General features: G+C 32.8%; 11 protein-coding genes, 1 tRNA gene and 1 pseudogene. 7 read left to right on the top strand and 6 right to left on the bottom strand.

All coding sequences use genetic code 11. The features are described from left to right. Positions 1 to 78: 78 nt before the first annotated feature. Positions 79 to 828, bottom strand: coding sequence for a hypothetical protein (locus tag OPR35_RS04095; RefSeq protein WP_007302596.1), 750 nt, complete (start codon positions 826 to 828; stop codon positions 79 to 81). Between the two features lie 134 nt (positions 829 to 962). Next, positions 963 to 1,965, bottom strand: a protein-coding gene (locus OPR35_RS04090; RefSeq protein ID WP_230608967.1) for an IS630 family transposase whose coding sequence is annotated in 2 segments (ribosomal slippage) — positions 963 to 1,454 and positions 1,456 to 1,965 — 1,002 coding nt in all. Because the reading frame shifts where the segments join, the coding sequence is not laid out codon by codon here. A gap of 179 nt (positions 1,966 to 2,144) precedes the next feature. On the opposite strand from OPR35_RS04090, the pseudogene OPR35_RS07450 reads away from it, so the two are divergent. Beyond that, a pseudogene (locus tag OPR35_RS07450) lies at positions 2,145 to 2,258 on the top strand (IS481 family transposase); the annotation flags it as partial. Between the two features lie 298 nt (positions 2,259 to 2,556). Here the strand turns inward: OPR35_RS07450 and glmS are convergent. The 3 genes from glmS to OPR35_RS04075 form a co-directional block, all read right to left on the bottom strand. Further along, entirely contained in the window at positions 2,557 to 4,368 is a 1,812-nt protein-coding gene (glmS, locus tag OPR35_RS04085) for a glutamine--fructose-6-phosphate transaminase (isomerizing) (protein ID WP_007302597.1), read from the bottom strand. A gap of 8 nt (positions 4,369 to 4,376) precedes the next feature. Beyond that, positions 4,377 to 4,790 carry a preprotein translocase subunit YajC gene (gene yajC, locus OPR35_RS04080; protein WP_006012489.1) on the bottom strand — a complete coding sequence of 138 codons (414 nt, stop codon included), beginning with the start codon at positions 4,788 to 4,790 and terminating at the stop codon, positions 4,377 to 4,379. A 130-nt stretch (positions 4,791 to 4,920) separates the two neighbouring features. Next, positions 4,921 to 4,997 (bottom strand) — tRNA-Asp (locus OPR35_RS04075). 181 nt (positions 4,998 to 5,178) lie between these two features. Between OPR35_RS04075 and rpsB the strand changes: the two genes are divergently transcribed. From rpsB to OPR35_RS04050, 5 genes are all read left to right on the top strand, one after another. Beyond that, a complete protein-coding gene (rpsB, locus tag OPR35_RS04070) occupies positions 5,179 to 5,994 on the top strand; it encodes a 30S ribosomal protein S2 (protein WP_012482019.1) in 816 nt (271 codons plus the stop codon). After that, complete coding sequence (tsf, locus tag OPR35_RS04065) at positions 5,991 to 6,836, top strand: translation elongation factor Ts (protein WP_108784350.1); 846 nt, start codon at positions 5,991 to 5,993, stop codon at positions 6,834 to 6,836. Before rpsB ends, tsf begins: the two co-directional genes overlap by 4 nt. After that, positions 6,820 to 7,563: a UMP kinase gene (gene pyrH, locus OPR35_RS04060; RefSeq protein WP_015588403.1), complete on the top strand. Its 744-nt coding sequence runs from the start codon at positions 6,820 to 6,822 to the stop codon at positions 7,561 to 7,563. The genes tsf and pyrH overlap by 17 nt, the downstream gene beginning before the upstream one ends. Before the next feature lie 7 nt (positions 7,564 to 7,570). Then, the gene (gene frr / locus OPR35_RS04055; RefSeq protein ID WP_214303504.1) at positions 7,571 to 8,128 is read left to right on the top strand and encodes a ribosome recycling factor; all 558 of its coding nucleotides are present in this window, start codon (positions 7,571 to 7,573) and stop codon (positions 8,126 to 8,128) included. Positions 8,129 to 8,321: 193 nt separating this feature from the next. Beyond that, positions 8,322 to 9,338 (top strand): substrate-binding domain-containing protein, encoded by a 1,017-nt coding sequence (locus OPR35_RS04050; RefSeq protein WP_012482020.1) that lies wholly within the window; start codon positions 8,322 to 8,324, stop codon positions 9,336 to 9,338. Between the two features lie 102 nt (positions 9,339 to 9,440). Here OPR35_RS04050 and OPR35_RS04045 read toward each other — a convergent pair whose 3' ends face one another. Beyond that, a complete protein-coding gene (locus OPR35_RS04045; protein ID WP_007302603.1) occupies positions 9,441 to 10,409 on the bottom strand; it encodes a hypothetical protein in 969 nt (322 codons plus the stop codon). Positions 10,410 to 10,533: 124 nt separating this feature from the next. Between OPR35_RS04045 and OPR35_RS04040 the strand changes: the two genes are divergently transcribed. Beyond that, positions 10,534 to 11,991, top strand: coding sequence for a TrkH family potassium uptake protein (locus tag OPR35_RS04040; RefSeq protein WP_213863942.1), 1,458 nt, complete (start codon positions 10,534 to 10,536; stop codon positions 11,989 to 11,991). The last annotated feature ends 25 nt before the right edge of the window (positions 11,992 to 12,016 follow it).

The following is a 12,016-nucleotide window of genomic DNA, read 5'->3' as shown; positions in this document are numbered from 1 at the left end:
CAGTAAGGAGAACACCATTGATATTCTCCTTTTAGAAGCAACTTGAATAAAACTGATAAAGTTTGAATTAAAGTGTGATTAGGAAAGTGAGTGATGAGAACTCTTTATTTGGACTTCTTTTGATTCATCTATTTTAGTATTAGGTCTTAGTGCTTCATATGTAGCACCACCAGCTACGAGTGCAGATGCTGTAGCTATGCCAATTATTGCTAATATACTTAGTCTAGTTGTATGTTCAAGTATAGTACTTGCTACCAGCCCAACAGCAAGACCAACACCAATAACAGCAGTGTACAACATTCTAGGATTATTTGAATTAGGCATATAGCTCACTAACTCTCTGCAACACTTTTCTGATTCTTTCTTTATATCCTCGAGCTTATTTAGATCTTCTTCTTCTATTTTAGCATTTAATTCTAGTTTCTTACATAATTCTTGCATTTCTTTTACTTGTTTTTCTAATTTTTTTAAAAAATTTATTATTTTTGTTCCTTGTAATTTTATTATTGTTTCCTTAAGTAGTAACGTTGATATTGGCATTGCTATTTCTTCTATCTCTTTTTCTGTTTTCCTTTCCAATTCCACTACTTTTTCTATTCCTTCGTCTGATATTTCAGTGTCTTTTTTTAGTTCTATTTCAAATTTTCTTTTTTTCAACTCTGATTTTGCTTCTTCTAATGATTCTAATGCATTCCATAGCTTTTCACCAGAATTCTGACTCCGTTTTGGTGACATAGACTGACTGCCTTTGAACTTTTTTGGTGATATGGGCTGATTTTTACCATCTTTAAGCTTTTTTGAGTTTTCACCAGCACTTACTTTAGCCATAATAAACCTCGCATATTAAATAATGCTATTACATAATATCTTTAAAGCTCAAGGTCAAATAGTATCTTTACATAATATAAATCATAAACAGAAAATTTTAGTGTAAATTGCCATATTTATACCAAATTCCATTACTAATCGAACAAATAAGAAACATTACAAACTCGTTTAATAGTAGTGCTGGAAATACTGACAATAAAATTACACAGAACATCTGCAAGTAAGCCTATGGTATCGTAGACTCTGTTACGTAAAGTATTGTATTTGATATATTGCCACAACCTCTCAACAGGATTCAGTTCCGGTGAATAAGGAGGCAAGTATATAATGGTAATGTTTTCCTGAAATTTCAAACTTTTTGATCTATGCCAACTTGCACAATCCATTACAAGAAAGGCTTTTTTCGTGCCTAAATCTTTCGACATCTGCTCCAGAAATATATTCATACAATCAGTGTTTACATATGGAGCAAGTAGGCTGATTTTCTTACCACTTCTTGGATTTACCGCACTGTAGATATAGAAATTTTGTCTACCAATTTTCATTTTAACCTGCGTTCTGACCCCTTTTTTAAACCATCCGTGTCCGATTTTTGAATGAGTTCCAAATCGTGATTCATCAAAAAAACACCTCTTTTTCAGGGTGGGAATTGACTATTTTATTGAAGTATTTTTTAAACTCTTCTTGCTTGTTTTTATCTTGTTTATGGTGCATTGGCCTCGGTGTTATATAAGAAAATTTCATCCTTTGTATCTCACGGTGCACTGTTGATTTGCTAATGTTTAGGCCAAATTCCTCTGAGATTTTTATCTGCACTTCCTTAATAGTAATATTTGGATTTCTTTCTACCCATATTTCAATTTGCTCACGTTGATTTTTCTTTAATTTGCTTTTTCTTCGCCGCTGAGACGGGGCAAATAATCTTTCTACTCTACCAAATTTTAGATGCTTTATCCATTCAGTCAAAGCAGTCCTTGAAATTTTACATATTCTTGCCACAGCGCTTATACTACTTTCTTTTCCTGCTATCACCGCTTGTAACTTTTTTGAAACATATGCGTTATTTCTGACCTTTTTTAACATTTCTTTCGCCAAATTTACAACTTTTTCGTCTAATAGTTTTGACCTTAATGCCATTTATACCTCTCTATTTTATCTACTTTATTATCACTTCTTTCCCATTATTGTCTATCTGTTCTTTGCATAGTGGGAATTGGTATTACTTTGTGCTACGGTTTGAGATAGAATAACAACTTGCTTCAAATATGGAAAGGCAGTACAACTCTATAATCAAGTTACTGAACTCTCATTTACTCCTCTTTTTTTGTAAAACAATCTACAATTCATTAGAAGATCTTCAGATAGACGTTGATCATTGGTTGTGTTTTTACAATGAGACAAGACCTCATTCTAGTAAATATTGTTATGGCGATGTAGACTTTCCTGAATAGAAAACATATTAGAAAAATATTAGTAGCATTACATAAGAGACTGATATTAGTTTTCAATTTTTCTGTTAGTTAATTCTTGCTTGCTAGGTTAAGTTGTGTCTGGTAACCATAATGGCAAATCTTGTTAATTTGAGGCGTGGATTTTAGCCTCTCTCATCCTTACATTAGTTACATATTCTTTCGCAGAGGGCTAATGATAGCAATGAATTTATTAGTAAAATTCAGTAATTTATAACTGACAATTAGAGCTGTTAATTAGCAACTCACTTTAAATAAGTTACTCAACTGTGACAGATTTAGCTAAATTTCTCGGACAATCTACATCTAACCCTTTTTTTTCTGCAATAGAATAAGCAAGAAATTGCATAGCAACACTGTAGATAATTGGAGAAACAAAATTGTCAACTTCTGGAAGTTGCACCACATCTATGCAAATTCCCTTTAAGAGCGGTGCTCCTTGCTTATCACTAAAGGCAATTACTTTACCTTTTCTTGCAATAATCTCTTGTATATTGGATAGCGTTTTAAAGAATAAATTATCGTAAGGAATAATTGCGATAACAAGTACAGTAGAGTCTATCAAGGCGATAGAACCGTGCTTCATTTCTCCCGCTGCAATACCAATTGTGTTGATATATGAAAGCTCTTTTATCTTCAATGCACCTTCCATTGCAACTCCATATGAGCTTCCTCTCCCAATTATAATTATATTATTGTGCTCTAATATACTGCCTGATATATGTTGTATTTCCATCACATTCAAAACATGCTCTACATGTTCGGGAATGGAATTAATAGCACCGCTTAGTTCCTTTATCCTCTCTCTACCCAGTATACCTTTTATTTTTCCAAGCTCTACAGCAAAGCATGCTAAAATTGCAAGCTGCGTAGAAAAGGTTTTTGTCGAAGCAACACCAATCTCAGGTCCAGCAAGAGTATGCAATACAATATCTGAGGCTTTTTCTATGCTGCTATTAAATGTATTAATTATGCTAATGATCATTTGTTTCTGCAATCTCGCATAACGTAGTGCTTCCATAGTATCTGCAGTTTCACCAGATTGAGAAATGAATAAGCCAATACTACCTTCTTCGAGCTTGACGCTGCTATACCTAAATTCTGACGAGATTTCTAGATATACCCGAATTTGAGCAATACTTTCCAGCCAACACTTTGCTATTAGTCCAGCAAAATAGGATGAACCGCATCCAACTATAGTAATGTAACCTAGTTCAGAAAATAATTCTTTGTTGATTTCTTTATATTGTTTATAAAATTGATTTATTGTTTTGTTTAATGCATACGGTTGCTCAAAAATTTCTTTTAGCATAAAGCTAGGGTAACCATTTTTACTAATTAGAAAATTTCTTGGACTGCTATTTTCTGTTCTGCGTTTAACTTGTATACCATTATTATATATACTGAATTCGTTAGATTTTATTACTGCAATATCATTATCTTCTAAATGCAATATTTTTTCTACAAATGAATTCAAAGTATTAGTATCAGAAGCAGCAAACACTTTATTACAGTTATATCCTATTGCTAAAGGCAAATTTCTTTTTGCAACAAATAAAGTATCTGGATATTCTGCAAATAATAAAGCCAAAGCAAGTGAACCTTGTAAATTGTTTAGACACTGTAATATAGAATCAATTGGTGATAACCCTTCATCAAGATATGAAGTTAATATGTTTGGTATCACTTCTGTATCAGTATCGGTGTGGAAAGATACTCCCTTTTCTTCCAGATCCTTTTTTAATATATTGTAATTTTCAATTATGCCATTATGAGCAACAACAACATTATTTATATAAATGGGATGAGCATTTTTAAGATTTGGAGCTCCATGTGTAGCCCAACGAGTATGTGCTATACCAACTTTGCTACTAGATATCTTGCTCTCATGAACAACTTCACACAATCTTTCAACTTTACCTTCTGATTTTTTTACTTCTATCTTACCTCTATTATTTATAATTGCTATACCTGAAGAGTCATAACCTCTGTATTCCAATTTTTGCAACGCGGTTAGTAAAGTTGGTATTACTGAATCACCGCTACTTACTATACCTAATATTCCACACACTTCTTAAATTATGAAGCATTTTTGTCTTTTTTACTTTCCTCTAGTTTATTTTTCTTGCCATTCTTTTCAACTTTGCTTTTTTCAATAGATTTAGCTACTGGCTTTTGAATTTCTTTATTTAAGATTTCAGATATAGCAGACTTTAGGATTTTTATTTCAATTTTTGGTGCTATTTCTAGTATTAGTTGTGCATTTACTTCGTCAACTTTGTTTACTTCACCTATTATTCCACTAGAAGTAATAACCGTATCACCACGTTTTATTTGATCTATCATCCTTCTATGTTCTTTTAGTTTTTTGTGATTGGGACGAATAATGAGAAAATAAAATACTACAAATATTAAAATGAGTGGAATAAAGCTAGCAACAGATGCTGATACATTGTTAGTCGCATCTGCCGCAAAAACCTCAGAAATGAACATATTTAATCCCAATTATTAACGATAAAGTTAAATAGATTAAGCAGCAATTACAATATCATGTCAAGTCTCTGAAAGAAATTAATTCAAATTAATAAGAAACTTAAGGAATTTTAAGGTGTTTCTGCTGTAATGGCGGGAGTGATGAGACTTGAACTCACGACCTCATGCGTGACAGGCATGCGCTCTAACCAACTGAGCTACACCCCCCATTGCTTTTTAACGTTTGCAATCTTAAAGCTAATCAACGTGTTGCTACTTGTCAATATTTTTTGTTTGCGCTTTTTTGTCTTTTTTATTACTATGTAAATAACTTAATTTCACACATGGCTTATGCAAGTAGTCCCGTTAGGGTTATGCCATGGAGGATAAACTATTTGGAGGAGTAAATATGACAAATTTGCCTAAAGTCACTATACGTGATTTAGCTGAATCTGGTGTGCATTTTGGCCATAAAGTTAGTCGCTGGAATGCGAAAATGGCCCCATATATATATGGTGTACATCAACAGAATCGTATACACATAATAGACTTACGAAAAACATTACCATTGTTAGAGGCGGCAATGAAAGCTTTATACGATGTTGCATCTCAAGATGGTCGCATTTTATTTGTTGGTACGAAATTTCAAGCTTTAGATATTGTTGCAAGTGAAGCGGTTCGTTGTGGTCAATATTATGTAAATGATCGATGGCTTGGTGGTATGCTTACTAATTGGAACACTGTTTCTTCTTCGATAAAAACTTTGATACAATATGAGAAAATATTAAATGATGAAGATAGTATCTTAACAAAAAAAGAATTAGGAAATATTGAAAAGAAAAGAAAAAAGCTTGATAAAGAATTGGGTGGCATTAGAGAAATGGGAGCAGTTCCTGATATTTTATTCATTATTGATACTAACAAAGAGCATATAGCGGTTAAAGAGGCTAAAAAACTGGGTATTCCTGTAGTTGGAGTACTTGATACCAATTCTGACCCAGATGATATTGCCTATCCTATATCAGGAAATGATGATTCAAGAAAATCAATAGAGCTCTACTGTAAATTAGCTGCTGATTCTATATTAGCTGGAATAGAGTCTAGTTTGACAAGGTCTAGAGTTAAGGATGATGAGCTTATTCAAGAAAAAGAAGGGGGTATTGTGCAAACTAAAAAGAAGCGTATGAAGGATGAAACAGAAAGGGAGGTAATAGTAAGTAAATGAAGATGGATTCAAGTAGTATAAGGGAATTACGCGATAGAACAGGGCTTGGCTTAAGCGATTGTAAGAAAGCGTTAGAAGAGTGTGATGGTGATATTAAGAAAGCCGTTGATAGGTTACGTACAATAGGATTTGCTAAAGCTGACAAAAAGTCTGATAGAGTAGCTTCAGATGGGCTTATTGCTATGTGCTTGGCTAAAAATTATGGTGTATTGGTTAAAGTCAATTGTGAAACTGATTTTGTTGCTAGAAATGAGAAGTTCATAGCATTAGTTTCAAATTTAGCATCAATTGCTTGTCAAGAACGTTGTACTAGTCTTGATGAGTTAAAAAATGCCAAATATGAAGATGTTGGTACAGTACAGGAAGCTATTATGAGTGGTACATCGGTTCTTGGTGAGAAGTTAGAGTTAAGCAATCTTTGCTACCTAGAGACTAAGGATGGGATTATTGCTGGCTATGTACATGGTGATATGCATGGCTTAGGTAAGATTGGTGCTTTAGTAGCATTGCAATCATCTGGTGATAAACAAGAGATTGGAAAGCAAATAGCTATGCATGTAGTTGCTATGAAACCTGAAGCTTTATCTATAGATGATTTAGATCAAGAAAAATTAAACAATGAGCGTTCTATAATTGAGGAGCAAGTAAAGAGCTTAAATAAACCTGAAGAGGTAGCGAAAAAAATAGTAGATGGACGAATGGCTAAATACTATGAAGAAGTTGTTCTACTAGAGCAGAAGTTTATAAAAGATGATAAAATGAAGATTGCTGATTTTATAGAATCAAGTGCTGTTAAATTAGCTAATTATAAGTTACTTACTTTGGATGGTGCAAATAAGTAACAAAACTTCAGAAGTAAAGTACCCCAGAGTGTTATTCAAAATCTCTGGGGAGGCTTTGATGGGATCAAAGCTATTTGGCCATGATATGGAAGTTATAGATAAACTATCCAAAGACATAGTTGAAGTTTGTAATCTCGGAGTTCAAGTTTGTATTGTTGTTGGTGGTGGGAATATTTTTCGTGGTGCATCAGCATCTTTAAGTGGCTGTGAAAGAGCAAGCAGTGATTATATTGGAATGCTTGGTACTGTTATTAATGCTTTAATTTTGCAAAATTTTTTAGAAAAAAGCTCTATAGTCTCTAGGGTGTTGTCTGCTATACCTATGACTACTATATGTGAACCTTATATAAGAAGGAAGGCTATTCATCATTTAGAAGAGGGCAGGGTGATAATTTTTGCAGCAGGAACGGGTAATCCATTTTTTACTACGGATACAGCTGCAGCTTTACGCGCTGTTGAAATGAATTGTAATGTTATTTTAAAAGGTACGCAAGTAAGTGGCGTGTATTCTGCTGATCCAAAAAAAAATGAGAATGCTGTAATGTACGATAGGCTTTCTTACACAGATTTGTTAACTCGTGATTTGAAGGTTATGGATGCGTCAGCAATTTCACTTGCTCGTGAAAATTCTATTCCAATTGTAGTTTTTTCTTTGAAAAGTGAAAAAATGGTCAATATTATTAAAGGTCAAGGTACTTATACTATAGTCTCAGATTATAAACATTAGGTAATTTATGTTAAACGAAATAAAAGCTAAAACAAAAGAAAGAATGCTAAAAACTATTCAGTCTTTTCATGATGATATGAAAGGTGTACGTACTGGTAGAGCTAACTCATCATTACTTGATGGTATAGTTGTAAATATCTATGGTGGACATCAAAAACTGAACCAAGTTGCAGGCGTTTCAGCTATAGATAACAAAACTCTATCAGTTAAAGTTTGGGATGCTACTGTTGTCGGTGAAGTGAAAAATGCGATAATCAATGCTAACCTAAATTTAAATCCTGTTGTTGAAGGAAATACTATACGTATAGTTCTTCCAGACTTAACACAAGAAACTCGTGAAAAATTAGTGAAACTATTGCATCAATTTTCTGAAAATGCACGAGTTGCAATTAGAAATATACGCAGAGATGTTATGGAAGAAATAGAGGAAATGAAGAAAAATAAGGAAATCTCAGAAGATGATTTTCATGTTGCCAAAAAGGAAATACAAAACATTACTGATGATAATGTAAAAAAAGTCGATGATGACTTATCTATTAAAGAAAAGGATATATTGCATCATTAAGTTAATATGAAAGAATTTTTCAGTATTGAAAAACATAAGAGGATTCGATATAGATACAGTTGTATGAATGCTGTGATTCAGATCTCATCATTACGCACACATTTGATCGTTATACCTTTTGAAATCTAGAAAAAAAGCTTTTCAGTTTGATTTTTTATTACGATAATTAAGTTTACACTCTTGAGCGAAAACGATGCTGAAACGCCTTTTCCTTATTTTTGCATTTGTATTACTCATCCCACTGTCAAATGTTGATGCCAGAAGATATATCAGAATTGTTGGATCTTCAACTGTTTTTCCTTTTATCTCATTTATATCTGAAGAATTCAGCCGTATATTTTCCTTTAAAACTCCAGTTGTAGAATCGATAGGAAGTGGATCAGGGTTCAAAATGTTTTGTTCAGGAATAGGGGAAGGCACACCAGATATCACTACTTCATCTCGCCCTATGAAGGAAGTAGAGAGAGAATTATGTAAAAGAAATAAAGTGAATGAAGTAATAGAGATAATAATTGGCTATGATGGAATTGTTATTGCAAATTCAAATCAAAGCCATAGATTTGATTTTACAAAAAATGACCTGTTTGAAACTTTATCTTCATATTCTGAAGACAATGATAGATTAGTAAAGAATAACAAGAAATTTTGGTCTGATGTAAATCAAGCTCTACCAAAAACAGAAATTAAAATCTATGGCCCACATCAAAATACAGGTACACATGAAACTTTGATTAATTTTATTATGCTTGATCAATATTCATGTATGAACTCAAGGATTTTCAAAGAGAATTATCAAGACCAAGAAAAAAGAAAGAAAGCATGTAGTAATATCAGAGATGATGGAAGATATATAGAAGTTGGAATTAATGAAAACATAATAATACAAAAATTGAAGAGCAATAAAAATGCTTTAGGAATATTTAGCTTCAGCTTTTTAGCGAAAAACCAAGATGAGATTCAAGGAAGCACAATCGCAGGAATTGAGCCAACTTATAAAAATATATCATCGGGGGAGTATATGTTAGCAAGGCCTTTATATCTTTATATAAAGAAAGAACACTTAGATACTGTTGATGGATTAAGGGAATTCATTAGAGAAGTTGTAGACTCTATTAGTACTGAAGGTGGATATTTATCTAGGCTTGGCTTAATTCCACTTTCAAGCGAAAATATAAAAAAAGTCTTGGAAAAGGTTCGTGATATAATATGATGACTTTGATATTTTTTTATTCTGGATACTAGGTTAAAAATAGAACGTTTAAATTTCTTGTTTTTATTGTTATCATACTTAGATTTCCTAAGAACTTATTTACTACAAAATACAACAAGTTCTATTTATTTGAGAAAGTTGTGCGTCTTGTAGAACAGATTTTGTTGTAGGTTTCTCTGTAGCTATTTCAAGGTTTTCTTCTATGGTTTTTTGTTCTCTGTAATCTTTAACTTCTTGAATGAAATCTTCAAGCCACTTCTCACTACCTATCTTGGCATGTCGTTGTTGCTCACCTTTAAGAAGTTTTATTACAGCTGCATCTTGATTTTCAGGCACTCTTTGATATTTAAGCCACAAGTCACGAATATCAGGAGGAGCTTTTTTCAAATGAGCTTCAAAGGTTGCTTTTGTGTCTTTTGTACTTTCTTCTTGTTGATCTTGATGGAATTTAAACCAGAAATTGCGAATATCAGGAGAAGCTTTATCCCAAAGAAGTTTAGTAATTTCTTTTATATTTCTCAGATCTTCTTGTTTCAATCTTTTACCATCACCTATATATCGTTTATTAAGACCAACTTGCAGAGGATAAAGTAAAAGGGTAGTTTTGCTCTGTGAATGTATAGGTCTATTTAAAATCATTGCTAGATTTGTATCACAATCTTCTAATACTGCTTTAACTTTTTTAACATCTAAATAATCTATTGCTTGACGTAATTTGTGGTGAAGATCACTTGTTCTCTTTAAGTTTTTCACTTTTTGCATATGCGAATCATCATTTCCTTTCGCTTCTTGCATAGCTATATCACACGAAATACTCTCAATTTTTTGCTCCATTTTCTGTATACATTGATTAATTTCCTTTTGATTTTTTTTGAATATAATCAACTGTGAAGTGGTACAAGGGTTAGGTAGATCGTCTTTAAACTCTTTTTGTATATTACTAGGTAATTCGCTTTTCAAAACTTCTTGTATATCGCTATCGTAATTATTTTTTATATTCTCAAAGTTGCCTTGTATAGCTTCACTAATTAATGAATCTCGAATGTTTTTTTGTCTGTCAGTTAATAACATACCTTACCTCTATCTCTTATGGCAAATTTAGCGCTATAATTATACGTATTTATAATCAAGTCAAGAGAAAAAATTAGCAAAGCGGTTGAAGTTTTAATAACATATAGCTTTCACAGTACTGTCTATGGAAAGTCTGCAAGTTTTACGTTCAATTGCGTTTATTGTGGGAATTTTTCTATTGTTGTTTGGCGTAGCAATGCTTATTCCTGCTATTACTAATAATTATCTAGGTTACGAATGGAAAAATTTTCTGGTTGGATTTATAGTTACCTGCACATTTAGTGCGACTTTTATTCTACTGGGTAAACTAAATAGGGTACATGGAATGCCGGCAATTTTTGCGATTACCAGTTGTACCTGGATTGCATTATCTCTGTTTGCAGCTATTCCATTTTATCTTGATAGTTTAAGCTACATTGATGCACTGTTTGAAGCAGTATCTGGGATTACAACCACAGGAGCAACTGTTCTAAGTTACATCGAGCAACAATCTCCGGGGATACTACTGTGGAGAGCAATGCTACACGGTATAGGTGGTTTTGGAGTAATTACAGTAGGAATTGCAATTTTTCCCATATTTAAGGTTTTGAGCTTAAATAATTTACTCTATTCTGAGTACTCAGATGCTCTTAAAAGAAAGTTACCACATACGCGAAGCGTAGTAATACATATTGCAGAAATATATTACTGCCTAATTTTATTGTGCATATTTTCCTATTATCTAGCTGGCATGCCATTATTTGACGCAGTATGTCACGGAATGTCCGCTGTATCAACTGGTGGATTTGCTAACTATAACGATTCTATAGGCTACTACAATAACCCTATATTGGAGGTAATAACAATTATCTTTATGATTTTAGGCTCTTTACCTTTTCTGAGCTATTTAAAAATTGTAAGACGATTAGACGTTTGTTATGATGAACAGGTCTCTTACTTTATTAAGATAGTTGTTATTTCATCTTTGCTTGCTTGTTTTTGGTTATATAAAAATTTTGACTTAGGAGTATTTTTATTATTTAGGTACAGCACATTCACCATTACCTCCTTTATCACATCAACTGGCTATATAATGTGCAACTACTTGAATTGGAGCTTTATTTCAGTCTTAGCTTTCTTTTTAGCCTTTATTGGTGGATGTGGTGGTTCTGCTAGTGGTGGAATCAAAATCTTCCGTTTAGTCATTTTTCTAAAATCTATAAGGAATTACTTTAGCTCTTTATTAAATCCAAGTGAAAGCGATAGAGTAAAACTCAATGGTAAAATACTGGAAAATGATGAAGTTCAATCCGTCTTTACGTTTTTTGCGATTTACATGTTAACGTTCACTATATCATCAATAGTGATGTCTTACTTGAGCAATGCGGACTTTATAACTAGCATCAGCTCTGTTTCTGCAATGCTTACAAATTCTGGCCCAGGATTTAGTAACCTAATAGGTCCTTCAGGTAATTATTCCTCCTTTAGTGGTGGAGTAAAGCTATTTCTATCGTTTTTGATGCTGCTTGGCAGGCTTGAAATATTGCCAATTTATTTTTGTATAGGTAGTTTATACTGGAAACTTTGCCATTCCAGAGTGTAACGCTAATTCAGGTTTACATTTAAAT

The organism is Wolbachia endosymbiont (group B) of Protocalliphora azurea (genome assembly GCF_947251865.1).
Taxonomy (GTDB): domain Bacteria; phylum Pseudomonadota; class Alphaproteobacteria; order Rickettsiales; family Anaplasmataceae; genus Wolbachia.
This window is presented reverse-complemented; position numbering and strand designations above follow the sequence as displayed.

Coding starts and splice junctions, on each gene's coding strand:
- OPR35_RS04095 (WP_007302596.1), bottom strand. CDS start 828: ATGGCTAAAGTAAGTGCTGGTGAAAACTCAAAAAAGCTTAAAGATGGT.
- yajC (WP_006012489.1), bottom strand. CDS start 4,790: ATGTTCATTTCTGAGGTTTTTGCGGCAGATGCGACTAACAATGTATCA.
- rpsB (WP_012482019.1), top strand. CDS start 5,179: ATGACAAATTTGCCTAAAGTCACTATACGTGATTTAGCTGAATCTGGT.
- tsf (WP_108784350.1), top strand. CDS start 5,991: ATGAAGATGGATTCAAGTAGTATAAGGGAATTACGCGATAGAACAGGG.
- pyrH (WP_015588403.1), top strand. CDS start 6,820: ATGGTGCAAATAAGTAACAAAACTTCAGAAGTAAAGTACCCCAGAGTG.
- frr (WP_214303504.1), top strand. CDS start 7,571: ATGTTAAACGAAATAAAAGCTAAAACAAAAGAAAGAATGCTAAAAACT.
- OPR35_RS04050 (WP_012482020.1), top strand. CDS start 8,322: ATGCTGAAACGCCTTTTCCTTATTTTTGCATTTGTATTACTCATCCCA.
- OPR35_RS04045 (WP_007302603.1), bottom strand. CDS start 10,409: ATGTTATTAACTGACAGACAAAAAAACATTCGAGATTCATTAATTAGT.
- OPR35_RS04040 (WP_213863942.1), top strand. CDS start 10,534: ATGGAAAGTCTGCAAGTTTTACGTTCAATTGCGTTTATTGTGGGAATT.